This window comes from Roseibium sp. (assembly GCF_025698965.1).
Classification (GTDB): Bacteria; Pseudomonadota; Alphaproteobacteria; order Rhizobiales; family Stappiaceae; genus Roseibium.
In genome coordinates this window covers 1-21,653 of the sequence record NZ_JAILWL010000038.1, presented here as the reverse complement: position 1 = coordinate 21,653, position 21,653 = coordinate 1, and the positions used below count along the sequence as shown (strand labels likewise).

General features: G+C 57.3%; 19 protein-coding genes. 14 read left to right on the top strand and 5 right to left on the bottom strand.

The window, feature by feature from the left end; all coding sequences use genetic code 11:
• On the top strand, nucleotides 1-2,213 hold a 2,213-nt coding region (locus tag K5905_RS05095), incomplete at its 5' end, for an NAD(P)-dependent oxidoreductase (RefSeq protein WP_297580933.1).
• 317 nt (nucleotides 2,214-2,530) lie between these two features.
• The gene (locus K5905_RS05090; protein ID WP_297580931.1) at nucleotides 2,531-3,688 is read left to right on the top strand and encodes an alpha-hydroxy acid oxidase; all 1,158 of its coding nucleotides are present in this window, start codon (nucleotides 2,531-2,533) and stop codon (nucleotides 3,686-3,688) included.
• Between the two features lie 37 nt (nucleotides 3,689-3,725).
• On the opposite strand, the gene K5905_RS05085 is transcribed toward K5905_RS05090, so the two are convergent.
• Complete coding sequence (locus tag K5905_RS05085; protein WP_297580929.1) at nucleotides 3,726-4,607, bottom strand: LysR family transcriptional regulator; 882 nt, start codon at nucleotides 4,605-4,607, stop codon at nucleotides 3,726-3,728.
• Between the two features lie 90 nt (nucleotides 4,608-4,697).
• Between K5905_RS05085 and K5905_RS05080 the strand changes: the two genes are divergently transcribed.
• The 7 genes from K5905_RS05080 to K5905_RS05050 all read left to right on the top strand — a co-directional run bounded on the left by K5905_RS05080 (nucleotide 4,698) and on the right by K5905_RS05050 (nucleotide 12,649).
• A complete protein-coding gene (locus K5905_RS05080) occupies nucleotides 4,698-6,149 on the top strand; it encodes an aldehyde dehydrogenase family protein (protein ID WP_297580927.1) in 1,452 nt (483 codons plus the stop codon).
• The gene (locus tag K5905_RS05075; protein ID WP_297580925.1) at nucleotides 6,146-7,165 is read left to right on the top strand and encodes a membrane dipeptidase; all 1,020 of its coding nucleotides are present in this window, start codon (nucleotides 6,146-6,148) and stop codon (nucleotides 7,163-7,165) included. The genes K5905_RS05080 and K5905_RS05075 overlap by 4 nt, the downstream gene beginning before the upstream one ends.
• Nucleotides 7,166-7,187: 22 nt before the next feature.
• Complete coding sequence (locus K5905_RS05070) at nucleotides 7,188-8,735, top strand: BCCT family transporter (protein ID WP_297580923.1); 1,548 nt, start codon at nucleotides 7,188-7,190, stop codon at nucleotides 8,733-8,735.
• 67 nt (nucleotides 8,736-8,802) lie between these two features.
• Nucleotides 8,803-10,494 (top strand): hypothetical protein, encoded by a 1,692-nt coding sequence (locus tag K5905_RS05065; RefSeq protein ID WP_297580921.1) that lies wholly within the window; start codon nucleotides 8,803-8,805, stop codon nucleotides 10,492-10,494.
• Entirely contained in the window at nucleotides 10,481-11,194 is a 714-nt protein-coding gene (locus K5905_RS05060; RefSeq protein ID WP_297580919.1) for a DUF3726 domain-containing protein, read from the top strand. Before K5905_RS05065 ends, K5905_RS05060 begins: the two co-directional genes overlap by 14 nt.
• A 15-nt stretch (nucleotides 11,195-11,209) precedes the next feature.
• Nucleotides 11,210-12,217: an Ldh family oxidoreductase gene (locus K5905_RS05055; RefSeq protein ID WP_297580917.1), complete on the top strand. Its 1,008-nt coding sequence runs from the start codon at nucleotides 11,210-11,212 to the stop codon at nucleotides 12,215-12,217.
• An 84-nt stretch (nucleotides 12,218-12,301) separates the two neighbouring features.
• Nucleotides 12,302-12,649 (top strand): RidA family protein, encoded by a 348-nt coding sequence (locus K5905_RS05050; protein ID WP_297580914.1) that lies wholly within the window; start codon nucleotides 12,302-12,304, stop codon nucleotides 12,647-12,649.
• An 83-nt stretch (nucleotides 12,650-12,732) separates the two neighbouring features.
• On the opposite strand, the gene K5905_RS05045 is transcribed toward K5905_RS05050, so the two are convergent.
• Nucleotides 12,733-13,377, bottom strand: coding sequence for a response regulator transcription factor (locus K5905_RS05045; RefSeq protein ID WP_297580912.1), 645 nt, complete (start codon nucleotides 13,375-13,377; stop codon nucleotides 12,733-12,735).
• A 218-nt stretch (nucleotides 13,378-13,595) separates the two neighbouring features.
• Here K5905_RS05045 and K5905_RS05040 point away from each other — a divergent pair, with 218 nt between their 5' ends.
• From K5905_RS05040 to K5905_RS05020, 5 genes are all read left to right on the top strand, one after another.
• Entirely contained in the window at nucleotides 13,596-14,840 is a 1,245-nt protein-coding gene (locus K5905_RS05040) for an aminotransferase (protein ID WP_297580910.1), read from the top strand.
• 9 nt (nucleotides 14,841-14,849) lie between these two features.
• Nucleotides 14,850-16,049 carry a malate--CoA ligase subunit beta gene (locus K5905_RS05035; RefSeq protein WP_297580908.1) on the top strand — a complete coding sequence of 400 codons (1,200 nt, stop codon included), beginning with the start codon at nucleotides 14,850-14,852 and terminating at the stop codon, nucleotides 16,047-16,049.
• A complete protein-coding gene (sucD, locus tag K5905_RS05030) occupies nucleotides 16,046-16,936 on the top strand; it encodes a succinate--CoA ligase subunit alpha (protein ID WP_297580906.1) in 891 nt (296 codons plus the stop codon). Before K5905_RS05035 ends, sucD begins: the two co-directional genes overlap by 4 nt.
• The gene (locus tag K5905_RS05025) at nucleotides 16,936-17,907 is read left to right on the top strand and encodes a D-glycerate dehydrogenase (protein WP_297580904.1); all 972 of its coding nucleotides are present in this window, start codon (nucleotides 16,936-16,938) and stop codon (nucleotides 17,905-17,907) included. Before sucD ends, K5905_RS05025 begins: the two co-directional genes overlap by 1 nt.
• A gap of 157 nt (nucleotides 17,908-18,064) precedes the next feature.
• Nucleotides 18,065-19,042, top strand: a complete 978-nt coding sequence (locus K5905_RS05020) for a CoA ester lyase (protein ID WP_297580902.1) — start codon at nucleotides 18,065-18,067, stop codon at nucleotides 19,040-19,042.
• A 149-nt stretch (nucleotides 19,043-19,191) separates the two neighbouring features.
• On the opposite strand, the gene nqrF is transcribed toward K5905_RS05020, so the two are convergent.
• The 3 genes from nqrF to K5905_RS05005 form a co-directional block, all read right to left on the bottom strand.
• Complete coding sequence (gene nqrF, locus K5905_RS05015) at nucleotides 19,192-20,412, bottom strand: NADH:ubiquinone reductase (Na(+)-transporting) subunit F (protein ID WP_297580900.1); 1,221 nt, start codon at nucleotides 20,410-20,412, stop codon at nucleotides 19,192-19,194.
• Nucleotides 20,413-20,424: 12 nt separating this feature from the next.
• Complete coding sequence (gene nqrE / locus K5905_RS05010) at nucleotides 20,425-21,033, bottom strand: NADH:ubiquinone reductase (Na(+)-transporting) subunit E (RefSeq protein ID WP_297580898.1); 609 nt, start codon at nucleotides 21,031-21,033, stop codon at nucleotides 20,425-20,427.
• A partial coding sequence (locus K5905_RS05005; protein WP_297580896.1) for an NADH:ubiquinone reductase (Na(+)-transporting) subunit D occupies nucleotides 21,033-21,653 on the bottom strand: 621 nt, incomplete at its 5' end. The genes K5905_RS05005 and nqrE, both read right to left, overlap by 1 nt.

Genomic DNA, 21,653 nt, shown 5'->3' with positions numbered 1-21,653 from the left:
GGTCTGAGAAGGTGGTCGAGGCTTTCATGTCCAGATGCTGCCTGTTCACACCATTCCAGAAGGCGATCGGTGGCATTTCAGGTTACTTCCTGGCGTCCTTCACACCAGTTGCGATGAAACTGATTGAAGAGAACCAGAAGAACCCCGCATGGGCCATCGCGCGTCAATTGAAGCTGGTGGTACCCAAAGACGCCAGGAAACCCTTGTCCGGAGAAAAGTCCGTTGGTCTCGGTCCGTTTTTTGACCCCGAAACCAACAAGATGACTGGCGGCGTGATCAACACGTTTTCATCCTTGGCATTTGCCGAAACCACATATGGCTTGCTGCGCGTTGAAAACATGTTCGGCCCGGTCAGCGTCATGAACCAGCGTTCTGCCGATAACCGTCGTTGCATAAACGAGTGGCTGGCAGGCCAGACCCTGCTCGAACCAGGCGTTGACAATGCGGACAAACGCGGCGCCGCCGTGACCCTGCTCAGGATCAACGACCCCGACATCACCGATCCGACCATTCATAACCGCATTGTCCAGCGCTCGAAACAGCTTCTGGGATATGAGGGGCTGACGCATCCGAACGGTTGGCACGAACCAGGCCTGGATGCTGCCCGCTACGTAAATGCGTTCCCGGGTACGCCTGGCGACTACCGGGCATGGATCGGTGGGATCCGCGGCACCGATGACATCGTCGCTTTGCTTGAAAACATTTCCTATGCGTATTACCGCGCCAAGAATGTCGTCCTGGAAGAAATCCTGACTGAAACCGGCACGGCCTTCGAAGCTGAAGAAACCGGTCAATCGGATAAGCGCAGGGATGATCCGAACCGCGCCTACCGCATCCTGATCGCAGATCTGGTCGGATTGAAATTCGACGCTGATGGCAAGCCCGATCCCTCCGGAGTCAAGGCTCATATCGAAGCTCGGGGAGGCACTTTCACCCAGGGCAGCTGGAATGGATCGGACCTGCCAGCCGGCCAGCATTTTTTCTATATGCCTGATCTCAGCACGCATGAAGAACTGACGGCGGCCTGCTGCGACGGTCAGTATGACGCTGTAATCGCGGCAGCGACCTTCTTGCCCGAGAATGCAACCTTCCAGGAAGGCGGGGTACGCATCGGCGCCGGTACCGGCAACATGGCCTGCGCCTGCTGGGGTGGAGGAAACGGCACGGGCGGCACTGCCCCGTTGATGAACACGCCGAGTTTCAACAGCCGGGCGACCGCACAGATGGTGATGAAGTCGCTGCTGAAGGTGATGCCTGACCTCAATGTCACTGAAATGCACGAGCGTGTGGTCCGGGGTGACTTCGACACCGGCAAGCATCTGCGTGACTATCCGACCGAGAAACTGGAAGGAAAGCGGCTTGGTGTGATCGGTTATGGCAACATCGGCCGCGAAGTTGCAAAATTGGCCAAGGCCTTCGGAATGACCGTCGCCGTCTATGCAAGAGAGCGGCACAGGCAGTGGATAGAGTCGGAAGGCTTTGTCTACGCTGCCTCCCCCGAAGAGGCCGCTGCGGGGGCCGACGTTCTTTCGCCGCACACCGGGCTTGGCCCCAAAGGAACTGATGGCGTCTTCGCAAATGCGGGACTGGTCGGCGCATCGGTCCTGAACGCCATGAACAATGGCGCCGTTCTCATCAACTACGATCGCGGCGAAGTCGTTGATGCAGAGGCTCTGGGCAACGCTCTTGCAAGCGGCAAGGTTCGCTTTGCCGCTATTGATGCAGATCTCTTCATTGCCGACGACGGAAGCCTGTTTGGTCCGATGGTTCCCTATCGCCCTCTGATCGAGACCTATCCGGACCGTCTTGAGCTTCTTCCGCATGCTGCAGCAGATACCGAACACTCGTCCCGTGTCGAAGGTGCCAAGCAGGCGGTGGACCAGATCCTGTCGGCAATTCGCTACCGCAAAATCATCAACGCCAAGGGAGACATACCGGCCGGTTATGCAAGTGAAGGCGCCCAAACCGTGCCTGGAGTCGGTGCGGTATCAGGTGAGAACATCGCCAAAGCCGCAGAAAACGACGCTGCGCTGTCGAAGCTGCGACAGGCGTCCGAAACGCTGGCAGCAATCTGGGGTGCGGTCGAAGCTACCCGTGATCCTGTTCGCAGGGCAGAACTGATCGAACGTCACGGTGAGGAACTCACGCTTGCCGCCAACACGCTCCAGCGCGAGTGCGACGCGTTTGGTCTGTTTGGCCGCTATGAAGATTGATTGAAATACGCAAGCTGGACTGCATCCCGTTTTCATTAAGCGAAAGCCTGATGCGGTCCGGCATCTCCTGATACGGGGTAATTTGGAAAAGTACTTTTGCATTTTCTCCAATTATCCAGATGCGTTCAGGGCACTCCTATTAGCGCAACCTGTTGAAATATTTGAAAGAAGGGAAATGTAAGTCATTTTCTCTTCGGCACTGGACGTTTTTCGCGCCGGGACAGTCCCCGATTGTTGCTTGTGCCCAGGTCGCTCGATTGGTAAGAAAATTATACCAATGCGCAAGCGCGCATAAAAAGGCCATTGGGAGTGCAGGCGTGAACCTTTCTGATTGCAACAATTTCCAAGACTTCCGGAAACTCGCCAAAAAGCGTCTTCCTGGTCCGATCTTTCACTACATCGACGGCGCAGCCGACGACGAGGTTACCTATCGTCGCAACACCGAAGCCTTTGAGACCTGTGATCTGGTACCAAACGTGCTTGCCGGCGTGGAAAACGTTGACATGAGTGTGGAGGTGATGGGCCAGAAACTGGACATGCCGATCTATTGCGCGCCGACAGCCCTGCAACGCCTCTTTCATCATGATGGTGAACGCGCAGTAGCCCGTGCGGCAAGCAAATACGGAACGATGTTCGGCGTATCCTCGCTCGCGACCGTGACGGTCGAGGAAATCTCGAAAATTGCCAACACACCAAAGATGTTCCAGTTCTATTTCCATAAGGACCGGGGCTTGAACGACGCCTTGCTGGAGCGGGCACGCGATGCAAATTTCGAAGTCATGGCTCTGACCGTTGACACCATCACCGGCGGCAACCGGGAACGTGACCTCAGGACCGGCTTTACGTCACCGCCGAAACTCACCCTGGGGTCCATGCTCAGTTTTGCAACACACCCCATGTGGGCGTGGAACTTCTATACCAAACCCAAATTCGACATGCCTCACCTGTCCGGCTACGTAAGCGAAGGCACCAATGTTGCAGTGTCGGTCGGCAACTATTTCTCAACGATGCTCGATCAGTCCATGAACTGGAAAGACGCAGAAGAGCTTTGTGCCAAATGGAACGGTCAATTTGCATTGAAAGGCATCATGAGCGTTGAGGATGCCAAACGCGCGGTGGATATCGGCTGCACCGGGATCATGGTGTCGAACCACGGCGGCAGGCAGCTTGACGGCTCACGCAGTCCATTCGATCAACTTGCCGAAATCGTCGATGCGGTCGGCGACAAGATAGACGTCATTTGTGAAGGCGGTATTCAGCGCGGCACTCATGTGCTCAAGGCCCTTTCCGTCGGCGCGAAGGCGTGTTCGGGTGGACGGCTCTATCTATATGCTCTGGCGGCAGCCGGTCAGGCCGGGGTCGAGCGGGCTCTGGGTAACCTGCGGACGGAGATCGAGCGCGACATGAAACTCATGGGGATCACCAGCCTCGACCAGCTGAACCGAGACAATCTTCGGTTCAGAAACAAGGACTAGGTCAAACCTTCATAAAATAATTTGCTGCTGAGGTGCGCTACGCGTTTTGCCAGGCATTTTGGCAGCACCTCCAGAACTCTTCCGCAACCGGACTGAGACGACGGTCCGGATTGCGTATCATGCGGAGTTGACGCTGCGCGACCGGATCGCAAGGGCGCGCGAAGCCAATCTCTTCTGATTGATGCGCAATCGCACCTTCAGGAAGAATGGTCGCGCCGAGACCTTCTCGAACAAATGACAGCAACGCCGTGGTGTTTCTTGCCTCCAGCGTGCAATTTGCCAGGACTTCCCTGACAGTTGCGTTCTCGACCAATGCGCAAAGGGCATTGCCGATAAAGGGCTCAAGTCGTGCAAACGACCAGCTTGGCTGTTTGCCTGCCCTGATTTTCTGCGAAATCTCACCGCCCTGGCGAAACACGATGCCAAGATCATCCTGTAACACGACGGAACCTTCTTCGGGTGCGTCCGGTGTCGTTGTGACAATCCCGATGTCGGCTTCTTCAAGCCGAATGCGTCGGCGAACGGACCGGCTGTCGGCATCGCTGATTTCCAGCCGGACAAGGGGATGTTGTTGAGAAAACGCGGAAATCCGTTCAGGCAGCATTGTCACGGTCGCTGACGGAACCGTTACGATGCGAACCGTCCCGGCGGTGGAAGACACATATCGGCGGATCGCCTCCTGGCTCCGGTCGAACGTGTCCGTCGCATTCGTGCTCTCCGCCAGAACCAGTTCCCCCAAAGGCGTCAGCCTGTTCTTTCGGTCGGTCTCAAACAGGGGGGCGCCGAGCTCCTCCTCGAGTTGAGCCAGCATCATTGAAAGCGCGGACGGTGTCCGCCCAAGCGCGTCCGCGGCTCCCGCAAGCGTTCCCTGTTCCGCAACCGTTCGAAACACCCGCAGCATTCCCAGCTTGATAGCCATTTCAATTTTCCTGAAAAAACATTCAGAACTTCAAGATTGTCTGAAATTCGATCTGCTGTCTAGATGAATTCAACAAACTTGAGAGGCATCATGACTGCAAATAACGGGATCTATATTGCCGGCCGCTGGGAAAACGGCACGACCGCGATCGAGAACCGGAACCCCTCCGACCTTTCAGACATCATCGGAACCTACGGCCAGGCAAACGCGGACCAGTTGGACGAAGCGCTGTCCGCCGCCCGTGCCGCGCAACCGGTCTGGTGGCGCGCCGGTGTCCAGAAACGACATGACGTGCTCATGGCAATCGGTACCGAACTGATGGCAAGGGCCGAAGAAATCGGACGTCTTCTGTCCCGCGAAGAAGGCAAGCCGCTCGCCGAAGGCAAGGGCGAGGTTTATCGGGCAGGTCAGTTCTTCACCTATTTTGCAGCGGAAGCCCTGCGTCTGCACGGAGATCTGGCTGAAAGCGTCCGCCCCGGCATCGAGATTGATGTGCGCCGTGAAGCGGTCGGCGTTGTTGCCATCGTCAGTCCCTGGAATTTTCCCGTCGCCACTCCCGCCTGGAAAATTGCCCCAGCCCTCGCCTTCGGCAATGCCGTCGTCTGGAAACCGGCAAACATTACTCCTGCCAGCGCAGTTGCCCTGACCGAGATCATCAGCCGCCAGGACATTCCGGCAGGACTATTCAACCTGGTCAGCGGGCCGGGTCGTGACGTCGGGCAGCGCCTGATCGAGAGCCCTGCCGTTGATGCCATCAGCTTTACCGGATCTGTTCCCGTCGGCCGTTCCATCGCCGCCGCCGCCGTCACCAACATGACCAAGGTTCAGATGGAAATGGGATCGAAAAATCCCATGCTGGTGATGGACGACGCGGATCTGGACCTGTCCGTTGCGCACGCTGCGAACGCGGCGTTTGGTGGAACCGGGCAGAAATGCACCGCCGCCAGCAGGCTGATCGTTCATGAGAATATTCACGACGCCTTCGTTGAGCGTCTTGTCGACGCCGCAAAGGCCCTTCGGGTTGGACATGCGTTGGAAGACGGCACGCAGATCGGTCCGGTCGTAAGCGAAAGCCAACTCAAGCAAAATCTCGACTACATTGAAATCGGCTGCAACGAAGGTGCCGAACTTCTGTGTGGTGGCAATCGTCTTGAGCGACCTACCGACGGCTACTTCATGGCACCTGCCGTCTTTGCGAACACCCGCAATGACATGCGCATCAACCGCGAGGAAATGTTCGCCCCGGTGACCAGCGTCATCAAGGCAGGCAGCTACGAGGAAGCGCTCGCTATCGCCAATGACAGCGAGTTCGGCCTGACCGCCGGTATCATGACCGGGTCGCTTGCGCGCGCATCGCACTTTCGGGCAAACATGCGCGCAGGCTGTGTCATGGTGAACCTGCCGACCGCCGGCACCGACTATCATGTTCCCTTCGGTGGTCGAGGTTCGTCATCGTTCGGTCCGCGTGAACAGGGTCGTTATGCGGCCGAGTTCTATACATCGGTCAAAACCGCATATGTTGCTGCCGGAGATGTGTCATGACCGGCGGCCCTCTGATCGACGGGCTTCAATATGCCAAGTGGTCCGAGAAGATTTTCCGGCAATTACGCGAAGGTGGCGTGGACGCGGTCCACGTCACGATCACCTATCACGAGAATTTTCGCGAAACCGTTCACAACATCGAACAGTGGAACCGGTGGTTTGAAACCTATCCTGATCTGATTTTCCAGGGCCGGACAGGATCGGATGTCGAGCTGGCGAGGCAGACTGGCCGGACGGCAATCTTCTTTGGTTCGCAAAATCCATCCTGCATGGAAGACGATATCGGCCTGGTCGAGATCCTGCACACGCTTGGACTGCGGTTCATGCAGCTGACATACAACAATCAGTCTCTTCTGGCATCCGGCTGTTATGAAAGCGAAGACACCGGCATTACCCGCATGGGCCGGGAAGTCATTGCGGAAATGAACCGGGTCGGACTGGTTGTCGACATGAGCCATTCCGGCGAGAGATCGACGCTCGAGGCGGTCGAACATTCGAGCCGGCCGATTGCAATCACGCATGCCAATCCAGCCAGTTGGCACACGGCCCTGCGCAACAAATCCGAGACGGTGCTGCGGGCATTGAGCCAAAGCGGCGGCATGCTCGGCTTTTCGGTCTATCCGCATCACCTGAAGGGTGGCAACGCCTGCCGACTGCAGGACTTTTGCGAAATGATCGCGCGCACTGCGGATCTGATGGGTGTTCATCAGATCGGGATCGGTACCGACCTCTGTCAGGATCAACCCGACAGCGTAGTGGAATGGATGCGGGTCGGACGCTGGACCAAGTCGATTGACTACGGCGAAGGATCGGCAGCGGCTCCGGGTTTCCCCGACATGCCTGACTGGTTCTCAGACAACAGACACTTCAACCGGATTTCCGAAGGACTGAAAGCCGTCGGAATGACCTCGGAGGAGGTCAACGCAGTCATGGGAGAAAACTGGCTGCGTTTCTTCGAAACAAGCTTTGGCGGATCTGCAGACCAGACGAGAAAGGTTCCGCGCGCGGCTGAATAGGTCAACTTTTTGGGAGGAAAAAATGACCGACGTAACTGAAAACGGCCGGGTAAATACCGGTCAGGGTCTTGTCGACAAACCGCTATTTGCGGTGACCGGCGGGTTCATTCTCATTTTCTGCGCCTATGCGCTCATCGACATTGAAGGCCTATCCGCACTGGTGGACTGGGGTTTTGGCGTTTCAGCGCAGTATTTTGGCCTTTACTGGCAGATCCTGCTTCTTGCGACATTCCTGATCGGAATCCTCATCTGTTTCCTGCCAGGCAGCCGCACGATTATGGGTAAGCTTGCGACCCCGGAATTCACGACATTCCAATGGGGTTCCATGATCATGTGCACCCTGCTTGCCGGTGGTGGCGTATTCTGGGCGGCAGGAGAGCCGATCGCCCATTATCTGTCCTCGCCTCCATTGTTCGGCGATCTCAGCGCCGACCCTCAGGCCCGAGCCGATGCGGCCCTGGCGCAATCGTTCCTCCATTGGGGCTTCCTTGCCTGGGCAATTCTCGGCTCGCTGACAACGGTCATGCTGATGCACTATCACTATGACAAGGGCCTGCCGCTGGCACCGCGAACGCTGCTTTACCCGGTTTTCGGCGACCGCGCGCTCAACGGCCCGATCGGCCTGATCGCCGATGCCAGCTGCATCATTGCCGTTGTTGCCGGAACGGTTGGTCCGATCGGCTTCCTCGGTCTGCAGATGTCATACGGCCTGAACGCCCTGTTCGGCATTCCGGACACTTTCGCAACGCAAGCGGTCGTCATACTTGCACTTGCCGGCATTTACACTGTTTCCGCAATCACGGGCCTCTCCAAAGGGATCCAGTTGCTGTCCAAGCTGAACATCCTGCTGGCCTTCGCGCTTCTGGCCTTCATGCTGCTTGCCGGGCCGACATTGGCAATTTTCGAAGGTTTCTTCGGGGGCTTCGGCACCTACCTGTCGAATTTCTTTTCCCTGACAATGTACCGCGGTGACTCCGGCCTCTTCGGCGCACCGGGCTGGCTTGGCTGGTGGACGGTCTTCTTCTGGGGCTGGTTCCTGGGATACGGCCCACTGATGGCAATCTTCATCGCACGTGTCAGCCGCGGACGCTCGATCCGTTCGATCATCATCATGCTGTCGATCATTGCGCCGGTCGTCACCAACTTCTGGTTCACCATCATCGGTGGATCCGGGATTGCCCTGGAACAGTTGACGCCAGGTGTCATTTCCGGACCGTTTGAGGGGTTCAATCTGCCGGCGGGCCTGCTGGCCATCACACAGGCAATGCCTCTCGGCTTCCTGCTGTCCCTCCTGTTCCTGATCCTGACCATGATTTTCGTGGCGACAACCAGTGACTCCATGAGCTTCGTCATTGCGACCGCAATGTCCAATGATGCCCCGTCAACGGCATTGCGTGCATTCTGGGGACTGGCAATGGGTGTCATGGCGCTCATTCTGATCTCGACCGGATCAGGCGGCATCGGCAAGCTTCAAAGTTTCATCGTTGTAACCGCCGTACCCGTCTCGCTGGTGCTGCTGCCGTCCATCTGGGACGCGCTGCGCATCACTCTGGCCCTCGGCCGCAAGTAAGACGTCGCTCCCGGGTGGAACGTCCATCCGGGAGCTGCATCAAGACCGGTACTGGAGTAACGTTGAAATGCCGTTGCAAGAACTGGATATCAAACCAATGCACAACGGAAACTGGAGATCCCCTGCAGAAGTGATGCGTTTGACACGCATGGGATCTGCACATCCAACAAGATTGTCATTCCTGCGCGTGCTTTTGAGACGTATTCAGGACGAAGGTTGGCAATTCACCCGCCCAGTCTGGGATTTGGACGACAGGGGCGTTGGACGAGCTGTCTATTGTGCGATCGGACCTGAGCGTACCTATTCTCTCGTTGCCTTTGCGCACGATCTGCCGGAAGACATGCGCTCGGATCGCGTCATCGCAACGGCCTGGGACGCCACATTCGCCCTGTTCGATGGAGTCCCCACACCCGAGGATCTGGATCGTCTGGAAAAGAACGTTCCCTATCAGGAGGCCGGCCGGGTCTCGATCAAGGAACTGTCGCTGAGCCGTGCGAACAGATCTGTCCGGTTGTTCAATCACGTGGTTGAGCGCCTGTCCTGTGGGGAACAACCGGACGTCGAAGAAATTGAAGCTGTCGGATACCTCATGCGCACGACCGCGGTCTACGGTGCAGGCAAATTCGGTGCGGCCGACCACGAAGTCATTCGCGATCGCGCAGAATTCAAGGCCCCGTTTCAGGCCGAAATGCTGTCTGTCTGGCTGACCCGGCAGTTCTGCGCCGATATTGTCGAACATCTTGCAGTGAGCAAGGGTGGAGACCGGGCGACACGGCTTGCCCCCGACCTCAAGGCAAGACTTGGGGTCGGCAATTCGACCGGTCTCGGCATGGCTCCGTTCATCATTCGCCATCCCGTTCTCCTGAACAACTGGGTGATGGCGCGTGAAGAGGCCCTTGCCCGAGTTCGCAATTTGGACGAAGCAGATCAGGAGGCCATCTCCAGCCTGCACAAGGCGTTCGCCGAAGCAAAGGTCAACCTGTCTCAATGGCGTTCCGAGCACGCCCTTCAAGTCGCCAAGCTGGATGATCTGAAACAGGACTTCAAATTACTTCAGGAGAAGCTCCAGGCCTTCCCGGAAGCAACACAAAAGCCATGGGACGACTTGTGGTGCTGGGGTCAAAAAGCCCTGTCAGTTGAGGGTCAGGAAGCTCTCCTCTCGCTGATACTGGAGCCTCACGGCGACCTTGTCGACGGCCTCGCAGACTGCATGAGCGCAGAGGAATCCGGCTCTTACCGTATCAACGGCGCCATGGAGACGGCACATCTTCGAAACCTGCTTGAACAGCATTATGGCTGGGCGTTGTCCATCGATTTCACCAAGTCTGAAAATGCCGCGCGCTTCTGGTACGTATCTGAAGAAAAGCTCGAGCCGCGTCTCGGAGAACGCGAACTGGACGATGGATCTGAACTCGAACAGCCCCTGTGCATTGCCCGGCTTGCCAGCGAACTCTACATCCGGCTGTCCGAGACACAAGACGACGAAAGTGTTGCTGCCTTTTTGCTTCGCTTTCCCGAACACCGGTTCATCGTGCGCCGGGTCCAGCTCGTCGACACCTACCCTTTCGCCGAAGTTCAAGACAACCTGATTGCAGACGACATGCTTCCCATCGACCTGATGCGTTGCAAACTGGCCTTTTTCGGCGCAACCCATTTCGACCCACGCTCCGACAAGTGGGTGCGTATCTGCCTCTTCCAAGGCGACCCATATCCGCTGGATCCAGCCGAAACTACGGAGAATGTTCATGGAAAAGCATAATCCGGTTGGCGAAGTCGTGACGACGTCCGTGTCCAGAACAGATCCGGTCCAAATGTCCAAGAACGAGGTTTCTGCTTTGTGTTTCAAGGCAGCACGCGGTGCCGGCATGAGTTGGGGACTGGCCGAAGAGGCGGGATTTGCTGCGGCCTGGCTCCATGCGCAAGGATTTGACGGTCCTGGGAATCTGGCCTCGCATCTGAATTTCGCCACTGGCATGGCCTGGCGGGACATTTGTCCTCAGGTCCGGCCCGGACAATGGAGTGCCAGCTCATCGGTGCCACTTTGTCCGGTGGCGGTTGGAGCGACACTGGCCGACCACGCAGGCTTGCCGGAAACCCGGCTCGCAGAGGCAGGGCTGATGACCGGACCGGTCAGTCATCCGCTTCTCGTTCTCCCCTTTCTAGCAGCCGTCGCCCAAGCCATCGGCAAAGACCTGAGCGTGACCTGTCTTGGACAAAAGACCGGCGTGACCGCCGATGGACGGGTTCTTGGGGAAGTTGTTGCGCTGTCGGCGGGTGAAGCGTGTGAACTGAACATCCGGATCGAAACGCTTGAAGTTGATCGTCCCGCCCCACGCGAAGCGCTCCCCGTCGATCTGGATACGATCGAACAGCTCAACATCTTCGCCCTGAGAACCACTGTACCGCCTTCCGAACGTTCCCGTGCCGGTGCGGGCTCTCTTGCGAGCGACAATGACTGATCAGAGGAAATATACGTGACAGACGTACAGGTTTTATCACTGCAGGAAATCGAAGATCTGGCTCAGCGCGCGCTGGTGAACGCAGGAACATCTCCGGAAAATGCGCGTCCGCTTGCCCTTGCCACCGCGGAAACCGAAGCGAGCGGAATCGCCAGCCATGGACTGGCCTATATCCCGATTTACTGCGAACACGTGCAATGCGGCAAGGTTGATGGTCAGGCGCAGCCGGTCCGGTCCCAACCCGCACCGGCCGTTATCACAGTGGACGCGGCAACCGGCTTTGCCCACCCGGCAATCGACCTGGGCTTCGACAAACTTGTTCCGGCTGCCAGAGAATACGGTGTCGCGGCACTGGCCTTGCACAATTCCTACAATTGCGGCGTTCTGGGATGTCATACGCGGCGGCTGGCTGAAGAAGGACTGATGGGGATCGGTTTCACAAACGCGCCGGCTTCTATTGTTCCGGTTGGCGGATGCCGAGCCGTTGTCGGCACAAATCCATTCTCGATCGCAGCACCGGACAGTGATGGTTCGGCTGCGATCCTGATTGACCAAAGCGCCAGCGTGATAGCCAAAAGCGAAATCACGAAACATGCACGCGAGGGCCGCCCCATCCCGCCGGAATGGGCGCTCGATTCAGACGGACAGCCCACAACAGACCCTGACCTCGCGCTCAAAGGCTCAATGGCACCAAGCGGTGGCTACAAGGGCGTCGGCGTTGCACTTATGGTCGAGTTGATGGCAGCTGCGATGACCGGAGCGACCCTGGGCTTCAATGCCAGTCCCTTTTCCGGCACCAAAGGCGGTCCACCCAAAACCGGTCAGTTCTTTCTGGCAATCGATCCAGGTGCGACATCCACCGGCCTGTTCGCGGAAAGGCTCGCGACACTTGTTGAAGAAATGCGGGACCAGCCCGGTGTTCGCGTACCCGGTGACGGACGGAACGCGGCGCGCCGCCGCGCCAAACGAAAGGGTGTCGAGGTCAGTTCCGCAACGCTGGAGAAAATCGGCAAGTGGCTTTAACGCAGATACCGGAGCACCTGCAGGCCCTTCAAACGACGAACCATCAAACCAACAGACGTAATTTCTGAAAGACAAGGAAACAGGATGCTTGTATCGCATCATCAACCCGGCTCGCGCATGAGCCAGGCCGTTCGTGTCGGCGACATCGTTTTTCTGGCTGGCCAGATACCCCAGGACCTGAATGGAGACATCACCGTCCAGACCCGAGAAGTACTTCAAGGCATTGATCGCGTCATGGCTGAACTCGGCGGCAACAAGTCAAATGTCGTCTCGGTGCAGGTCTGGCTCTCTGATATGTCTGATTTTCAGGGAATGAACGCAGTCTGGGACGAATGGGTCGACAAAGCGTCTCCACCGGCACGCGCCACCGGAGGTGTCGCCCTGGCACGCCCCGGCATGAGGGTCGAAATGATCGCAACAGCGCATCTTTGATCCTCCCCGCTTCCTGGAGCATCTCCATTGAATGTTGGAATTGCTTTAGAATTCGGCAGACGGCGCCAGGTGAAACGGCGCCGTCAGAACTCCCCTCTCTTACTCTCCGGTTGCTGAGAGGAATAATAATAGACAATCGCCTGTGCCCGGTTTTTCACCGCCAGCTTTTCATAGATATTCGACAGGTGAAATTTGACCGTGTTGGTCGAAATCTGCAGCGTTTTAGACAATTCCCGGTTGGACATGCCATTGGCCAGAGATTCCAGAAGGACACGTTCCTTGCGAGACAGACTGTGGATCGGATCCTGCTGCATCTGACGGACATCGATGAATGGAAAAACCATTTTCCCGGCCGCGACATCGACGCATGTCTCCAACAGGTTCTCAACCTCCCCCGAACTTGACGTGAACCCCGCAGCACCGGCCTGCATTGCCCGTCTGGGAAGATCACCGGCAGCATCACCATAAACAACGAAACGAGGTGCGGTTTCGTTCTCGCGCAACACTTCTATCAGTTTCGCGCCTCCAAGTACCGGCAGGTTCCACTCGATGACCCCCACCTGCACCGGAACGCGCATGGCAAGGCCGAGAAATCCTTCGGCCGTGGCAGACGTTGCCACCAGCGAAAAGCGTTTATCCTGTTCGAAAATCTCCGACATCGCGGAAAGCACCAACGGATTGCTGTCTGCCAGCATGATGTTGATCGGTGTCCCGGATTCCACAACCATCTGATTTCCCGCCTGTATTTGGAAAATACTACCCAAATATACAGTGTAATGATTGGTAGAAATGCGATTTTACGCCAAAATAGGTAGGTATTTCGCCACCCGAATAGATACCCAAAAGCAGTAGTAACTTACGTTGTGCGTCCAGGTGATCCTGGGGTTTCCTCACTCTCAAGACAACAGGCAGGCTGCAAGGCCTGAAGAGGCGAGGACACCAATTGATGACAAACCGGATCTACCCACGGCTGGCAATTCCAGAGACACTTGCCGCAGGCCCCGGTCCCGGCAATACGGACGAACGTGTGCTCCAGGCATTTGCCGGCGCGGGTGTCGCCGACCACATGCAGGCCGATGTCCTGCGAGGCATGATCGAGTGCAAGCATATGCTGCGCCAAATCTGGGGCACGCAAAACACTTACACGTTTGCAGTTGCCGGAACCGGCTTCAGTGGCCTGGATGTAATGTTTTCCGCCGTCATGCCCGGTGACAAGGTGGTCGCCTTTTCAAACGGCACCTTTTCCGGCATCGACGCGCTGACACTGCGGATCAAGGCTGCCACCCAGGCCGAATTGGCAGAGGCTCCCCTCAATCCCGATGCTGCAAGCGTGACCGTGATTGATGTACCGCACGGAGAGTCTGTGACCGGCAATATGGTGGAGGCAGTGCTGGCTGAGCACAGCCCGAAATGGGCCTTCATGGCGCATTGGGAAACCGGTTCGGGTCGTATCAACGACATCAGGGGTTTCTCCGATGCCTGCGAACGTCATGGAGTTCTGGGGCTTGTTGACGCCGTTTCCTCGCTTGGTGTCGAAAATTTCTCGATTGACGATTACCCGGGCATAGTCGGGTGGGCGTCTTGCCCTCAAAAAGGGTTGTGCTGCCTCCCCCTCACCTACGCACCGGTGAGTTTCCGCGATGCCTATATCGATAGTTTGAACGCAACCGGAGCCTACACTTATGTGCATAACCCAATCTTCGAGGCACGCCATTGGGGCATTGTCGACGGGGCCGACGTCGAGAAAGGCACCTATCACCGCACCCATTCCGGTTATGCGGTCGCCGCCTTTCATGAATCGCTTCGCCTCACCCTGCAGGAGGGACTTTCCGGTCGGGCTTCATCCTACAGCTCGCATGAAGCCGCACTTCGCGAAGCGGTCACCGCCATGGGATGTGAGGTGACTTCGAACATGACCAGCCTTCTGGTGCTGAACCTGCCGGAAAGTCTGGCAGGCCGTGAGATGGAACTGGTGCAGAATTGCCGGGCGGCCGGTTTCGGAATCTGGCCCACGCTCTCGGAACCGATCCAGATCCGCATCGGCATTTTGAACCAGTTGCGCGCCAGCGCCATTCAGGACATCGCCAACCGGTTTGCCGATGCGATGCGCGCCTTGGGAACAGACATCGACCAGACGGCAATCGATACGATCCTTGCCAGACATTATGCACCCGCCGCCGCTGCGCAATAGGAGGTCTCCATGGATATTCACGAGTATCAAGCCAAGGAAATACTGTCGCGTTTCAACGTCGAAGTGCCGAAGGGCGCATTGGCATACAGCCCCGAGCAGGCCGCCTATCGAACACACGAGCTGGGCGGCGACAAGTGGATTGTCAAGGCGCAGGTCCATGCGGGAGGCCGCGGCAAGGCCGGTGGTGTAAAGCTCTGTCAGTCTCAGGACGAGGTTTATGACGCCTGCAATGACATGTTCGGGCGCAAGCTGGTCACACATCAGACCGGGCCCCAGGGCAAGGGCATCTACCGGGTCTATGTCGAATCCGCAGTGCAGATCGATCACGAGATTTATCTAGGTTTTGTGCTGGACCGGTCCAGCCAGCGGGTAATGATCGTCGCCTCCACGGAAGGCGGCATGGAGATCGAGGAAATTTCGGCGGACCGACCGGAGAGCATCGTTCGTTCAACCGTTGAACCGGCTGTCGGCCTGCAAGAATTTCAGGCCCGCGAGATTGCCTTCAATCTGGGAATCGAGCCGGGGCTGGTCCAGCACATGGTGCGTACGCTGCAGGGATGCTACCGCGCCTTTCTGGAGTTCGACGCCACAATGGTCGAGATCAATCCACTGGTCGTCACCGGCGACAATCGTGTTGTGGCACTTGATGCCAAAATGAGCTTTGACGACAATGCACTGTTCCGTCACCCGCAGATCAGCGAATTGCGAGACAAATCCCAGGAAGACCCGCGCGAAAGCCGCGCTGCCGACCGCGGTCTGTCCTATGTCGGTCTAGACGGCAATATTGGCTGCATCGTCAACGGCGCCGGATTGGCGATGGCAACCATGGACACAATCAAGCTTGCAGGAGGCGCACCGGCGAATTTTCTCGATATCGGCGGCGGGGCCTCGCCCGAACGCGTGGCCAAGGCATTCCGCCTTGTCCTTTCCGACGACAATGTGCAGGCCGTATTGGTCAATATTTTCGCCGGCATCAACCGCTGCGACTGGGTAGCCGAAGGTGTCGTGCTGGCGCTGAAAAGCCTCCAGCTCGACATTCCAGTCGTAGTCCGCCTGGCTGGAACCAATGTCGAGGAAGGTCAGAAAATCCTTGCAAAATCCGGTCTGCCGATCATCCGCGCAACGTCGCTGATGGAAGCCGCCGAACGTGCCGTCGGCGCATGGCAGAACGATCTTGTTCAGGCCACCAAAATGAGGGCAGCTCTATGAGTATTCTTCTTGACCGGGACTCCCGCGTTCTCGTACAGGGCATCACCGGACGCATGGCCCGATTTCACACTCAGGAGATGCTGCAATACGGTACGAATGTCGTCGGTGGCGTCGTGCCAGGCAAAGGTGGAGAAACGGTCGATGGTGTACCGGTCTTCAATACCGTGAAACAGGCTGTTGAGGCGACGGGAGCCGACACAAGTCTGGTTTTCGTTCCGCCGCCGTTCGCCGCAGATTCAATCATGGAAACGGCTGATAGCGGCATTCGCTACTGTGTCTGTATTACCGACGGTATTCCGGCGCAGGACATGATCCGCGTGAAAAGATACATGTACCGTTATCCACGCGAAAGGCGCATGGTGCTGACCGGCCCCAATTGCGCTGGAACGATCAGTCCCGGCAAGGCTCTCCTTGGCATTATGCCCGGCCATATCTATCTGCCAGGCCACGTCGGCATCATAGGTCGATCCGGAACACTCGGCTACGAAGCTGCCGCACAGTTGAAGGCGCACGGCATCGGTGTATCCACGAGTGTCGGCATCGGCGGTGACCCGATCAACGGCTCCTCCTTCAAGGACATTCTGGAACGCTTCGAGCAGGATGAGGACACGCATCTGATCGCCATGATCGGCGAGATCGGCGGCCCGCAGGAAGCGGAGGCAGCAGAATATATCCGTGACCATGTCAGCAAACCCGTCGTGGCCTATGTCGCCGGATTGACGGCACCCAAAGGCCGCACAATGGGTCATGCTGGTGCGATTATCTCGGCCTTTGGTGAAAGCGCGTCGGAGAAAGTGGAAATTCTCTCAGCTGTAGGCGTGACGGTTGCAGCAAATCCGGCAGTTATCGGCGACACAATCGCCAATGTCATGAAGGAGGCAGCGTGATGGCAAGACCTTCAGTCATGGTCACTCACCGTTGGCCTGCGCCCGTTGAAGCCCGGTTGTCGGAAAGCTTTAACGCGGTTTTCAACACCAGCGACAGGCCTTTGTCACCAGCCGAGATCCGCGAAGCGCTCACCACTTATGATGCAGTCCTGCCCACGGTGACGGACCGCATCAGTGCGGAAGCCCTGGATGTTCGGACCTCAAAGGCGAAAATCCTTGCCAATTATGGCGTCGGCTACAGTCATATTTGTGAAGACGCCGCCCGTAACCTTGGACTGACCGTGACCAACACGCCGGATGTACTGTCGGAGTGCACGGCCGATCTGGCGATGACGCTGCTTCTGATGTCGGCCCGGCGTGCAGGAGAAGGCGAGCGCGAACTGCGATCCGGCAATTGGACCGGCTGGCGCCCGACACATCTGATGGGCACCAAGGTCAGCGGCAAGACGCTCGGGATTGTCGGATTCGGACGCATCGGCCAGGAAATGGCTCGGCGTGCGCGCCATGGATTTGGAATGCAGATCCTCGTGCAAAACCGCAGTCGTGTGGCTCCGGACATTCTGGCGCAATGCGACGCGACGCAAGTTGATACTCTCGAAGACTTGTTGCCGCAATGCGACTTCCTCTCGTTGCACTGCCCCGGAGGCGGGGCCAACCGTCATCTCATCGACGCGCGCAAGCTGGATCTGATGAAGCCGGACGCCATCTTGATCAATACCGCGCGGGGAGAAGTTGTCGATGAACTTGCCCTGATCCAGGCGTTGATATTCGAGACCATTGGCGGTGCCGCGCTGGATGTCTTTGAAGGCGAGCCAAGCATCAACCCGGATCTCATGCAGTGTGACAATCTCGTCTTGCTGCCGCATCTGGGCAGCGCCACCAAGGAAGCACGCGAAGCGATGGGCTTCCGCGTTCTTGAAAACCTGACCGACTTCTTCGAGGGCCGTGAACCGCGAGACCGGGTGATTTGACGATCACCGGATCAGAAAACCTCGCGATTAGCCTCGGATGACAAGTCCATAAACGCGGGTGGAGCGACATCGCATGCGAACAGTGCATGGCGTCAAGACCATCGTCCTGAGCGCGAAACCCAAATACGAAATCTATCCATATCCAGGACCCTGAGACATGAGCTTCTTTTCCATTGAACAAGCCCCTGCACGCCTGAACCGTAGTGAACTGGCCGTGCCGGGCAGCCAACCGCAAATGTTTGAAAAAGCCGCACGGTCCGACGTCGACGTCATATTCCTCGATCTGGAAGACGCAGTTGCCCCGGACGAAAAGGAGCAGGCACGCAAAAACATCATTCAGGCTCTGAACGAGATCGATTGGGGCAACAAGACCATGTCGATCCGCATCAACGGTCTCGACACCCACTACATGTATCGCGACGTTGTCGACATCGTTGAACAGGCCGGTCAACATCTGGACCTGATCATGATCCCGAAAGTCGGGACGGCCGCGGACGTTTATGCCATCGACATGTTGGTTACCCAGATCGAGGACGCCAGAGGATACCGGAAACGGATTGGCTTTGAGCACATCATCGAAACCGCGCTCGGCATGCAGAACGTGAATGAAATCGCAGCTGCGTCAAAGCGCAATGAAAGCCTGCATTTCGGTGTGGCGGATTATGCCGCCAGCACCCGCGCGCGCACCACGATCATCGGCGGGGTCAATCCCGATTATTCGGTGTTGACCGACCCATTGGCCGACAGCAGCCGGGAGGTTCACTGGGGAGACATGTGGCACTACGCCCTCGCTCGCATGGTCGTGGCTGCGCGTGCAAACGGCCTCCGGCCGATCGACGGCCCCTTCGGTGACTTCCAGGATGCTGACGGCTACAGAGCCGCTGCCAAACGTGCAGCAGTGCTCGGCTGTGAAGGCAAATGGGCCATACACCCAAGCCAGATCGCACTTGCCAATGAAGTCATGAGTCCTTCGGACGCGGAAATCATCAAGGCCAGACGCATCCTGGAGGCGATGACCGAGGCAGAAGCCAACGGCAAAGGTGCGGTGTCGCTCGACGGCCGCCTGATCGACTACGCCTCAATTCGCCAGGCCGAGGTGATGTTTGAAAAGGCACAGCAGATCAGTGGGATCTGAAGCATTGCGCTGATCCAGCCCCAACCGCGGGCTGATGGCAACGGGAACGACAAGCACAATCTGAAAAGAGATCAAAACAAAAACCCTCCAGCGAAGGTCCGTCACAATGTGGAACTTCGCTGGAGGGCTATCAATCGTCGTTTTGAAGCTTAGCCGCCGAAATCGTCCAGCATGATGTCTTCACGGTCGACACCGAGATCAAGCAGCATGTTGATCACGGACTGGTTCATGATTGGTGGACCACACATGTAGAACTCACAATCTTCGGGCGCCGGATGGTCCTTCAGATATTCGTCATACAGAACGTTATGAATGAAGCCTGTGTAGCCGGTCCACTCATCTTCAGGCAGAGCATCCGACAGCGCCACGTGCCACTCGAAATTGGGGTTTTCAGCGGCGAGCTGGTCGAAATCTTCCACGAAGAACATTTCCCGCTTCGAACGCGCCCCATACCAGAAACTGATCTTGCGCTTCGACTTGAGCCGTTTGAGCTGGTCGAAAATGTGGCTGCGCATCGGCGCCATGCCCGCACCGCCACCGATGAACACCATTTCCTTTTCGGTATCGCGTGCAAAGAATTCGCCGAAGGGGCCAGAGATGGTGACCTTGTCACCCGGCTTCAGGTTGAAGATATAGCTCGACATCTTGCCCGCAGGAATGCCTTCGGAGCCCGGTGGCGGCGAAGCCACACGAACATTGAGCATGATGATACCCTTTTCTTCAGGGTAGTTGGCCATCGAATATGCACGCTCAACTGGCTCGTCGACAATCGACTCATATTGCCAGAGATTGAAGCGGTCCCAGTCTTCCCGGTATTCCTCTTCAACATCGAAATCGGTGTATTTGAGCTTGTACGCCGGAGCCTCGATCTGAATATAGCCTCCGGCCCGGAAATTCACGTCCTCGCCTTCCGGCAGCTCCAGAACCAACGCCTTAATGAAGGTCGCCACATTCTCGTTGGAGCGAACGGTGCATTCCCATTTCTTGACGCCGAATACCTCTTCCGGAACTTCAATCTCCATGTCCTGCTTGACCGCCACCTGACAGGACAGGCGGTCGCCACAGGCCGCTTCGCGCTTGGTGATATGGCTTTCCTCAGTCGGCAGGATAGATCCGCCGCCGGAGAATATCTTCACCCGGCACTGGGCGCAGGTGCCGCCGCCGCCGCATGCGGACGGAACGAACAGCTTCTGTTCCGCCAGCGTCTGCAGCAGCTTGCCACCCGCCGGTACGGAGATGGTTTTTTCGCCGTTGATGCTGATATTGACGTTGCCCACGGAAACGAGTTTCGAGCGCGCGGCAAGAATGATCGTGACAAGCCCAAGCACGATCAGGGTAAAGAGCAGTATGCCTAGTCCGAATGTGGCCACAGGGCTCTCCCGTTACAGTTTGACGCCGCTGAAGGACATGAAGGCAAGTGCCATCAGACCAGCGGTGATAAAGGTGATGCCCAGGCCCTGAAGCCCTTCCGGAATGTCGGAGTATTTCAGCTTCTCACGAACACCTGCCATCGCGGTGATCGCCAGCGCCCAGCCAAATCCCGAGGAAACGCCGTAGGTAACGGACTCGGCAAAATCATAGTCACGCTCCACCATGAACAGCGATCCACCGAGGATCGCACAGTTCACCGTGATCAGCGGCAGGAACACGCCAAGCGCGTTGTAGAGCGGCGGGAAATACTTATCGAGAACCATTTCCAGGATCTGCACCAGGGCCGCGATCACGCCGATATAGGAGATCAGCCCCAGGAAAGTCAGGTCGACATTCCCGAACCCGGCCCAGGCAAGCGCACCCGGCGCCAGAAGATAGTTCAGGATCAGATTGTTGGCCGGTACCGTGATGGCCTGCACAATCATGACGGAGATGCCGAGGCCGATGGCTGTGGAAATTTTCTTGGACACCGCGATGAATGTGCACATGCCCAGGAAGAACGAGAGCGCAAGGTTCTCGACAAAGATCGCCTTTACGGCAAGAGAGACAAGCTGTTCCATTAATGCGCTTCCACCGTCTGGATCTTGTACTCAGGTTCTTCTGCCTGTTCCGGTTTCCAGGTCCGGAAGATCCAGATCAGCAGGCCGATTACGAAAAACGCTGAAGGCGGCAGCAGCAGAAGTCCATTGGGAACGTACCAGCCGCCGTTGTTCACGGTTTGAAGAATGGTGATACCGAAGAGGCTGCCGGATCCGAGCAATTCGCGAACGACACCCACCAGCATCAGGATCAGCCCATAGCCCAGACCATTGCCGATGCCGTCAATGAAGGAGGCGACAGGAGGGTTCTTCATTGCAAAGGCTTCCGCGCGGCCCATGACAATGCAGTTGGTGATGATCAGTCCGACAAAAACCGACAGGGTCTTCGAAATCTCGTAGGCATAAGCCTTCAGGAACTGGTCCACCATGATCACCAGAGAGGCGATGATCACCATCTGCACGATGATCCGGATCGCGCCCGGGATCTGATTTCTCAACATCGAGATGAACATGGAGGAGAACCCGGTCACCACCGTCACCGCAAGCGCCATTACGAAGGCGACCTGCAGCGAGGATGTCACGGCCAGTGCCGAACAGATACCCAGAACCTGCAGTGTGATCGGATTGTTGTCGACCAGTGG

Bases quoted from the DNA above. Each gene is read 5' to 3' on its own strand.
- K5905_RS05085 (WP_297580929.1), bottom strand. From the start codon at position 4,607: ATGGCTATCAAGCTGGGAATGCTGCGGGTGTTTCGAACGGTTGCGGAA.
- K5905_RS05080 (WP_297580927.1), top strand. From the start codon at position 4,698: ATGACTGCAAATAACGGGATCTATATTGCCGGCCGCTGGGAAAACGGC.
- K5905_RS05075 (WP_297580925.1), top strand. From the start codon at position 6,146: ATGACCGGCGGCCCTCTGATCGACGGGCTTCAATATGCCAAGTGGTCC.
- K5905_RS05070 (WP_297580923.1), top strand. From the start codon at position 7,188: ATGACCGACGTAACTGAAAACGGCCGGGTAAATACCGGTCAGGGTCTT.
- K5905_RS05065 (WP_297580921.1), top strand. From the start codon at position 8,803: ATGCCGTTGCAAGAACTGGATATCAAACCAATGCACAACGGAAACTGG.
- K5905_RS05060 (WP_297580919.1), top strand. From the start codon at position 10,481: ATGGAAAAGCATAATCCGGTTGGCGAAGTCGTGACGACGTCCGTGTCC.
- K5905_RS05050 (WP_297580914.1), top strand. From the start codon at position 12,302: ATGCTTGTATCGCATCATCAACCCGGCTCGCGCATGAGCCAGGCCGTT.
- K5905_RS05045 (WP_297580912.1), bottom strand. From the start codon at position 13,377: ATGGTTGTGGAATCCGGGACACCGATCAACATCATGCTGGCAGACAGC.
- K5905_RS05040 (WP_297580910.1), top strand. From the start codon at position 13,596: ATGACAAACCGGATCTACCCACGGCTGGCAATTCCAGAGACACTTGCC.
- K5905_RS05035 (WP_297580908.1), top strand. From the start codon at position 14,850: ATGGATATTCACGAGTATCAAGCCAAGGAAATACTGTCGCGTTTCAAC.
- sucD (WP_297580906.1), top strand. From the start codon at position 16,046: ATGAGTATTCTTCTTGACCGGGACTCCCGCGTTCTCGTACAGGGCATC.
- K5905_RS05025 (WP_297580904.1), top strand. From the start codon at position 16,936: ATGGCAAGACCTTCAGTCATGGTCACTCACCGTTGGCCTGCGCCCGTT.
- K5905_RS05020 (WP_297580902.1), top strand. From the start codon at position 18,065: ATGAGCTTCTTTTCCATTGAACAAGCCCCTGCACGCCTGAACCGTAGT.
- nqrE (WP_297580898.1), bottom strand. From the start codon at position 21,033: ATGGAACAGCTTGTCTCTCTTGCCGTAAAGGCGATCTTTGTCGAGAAC.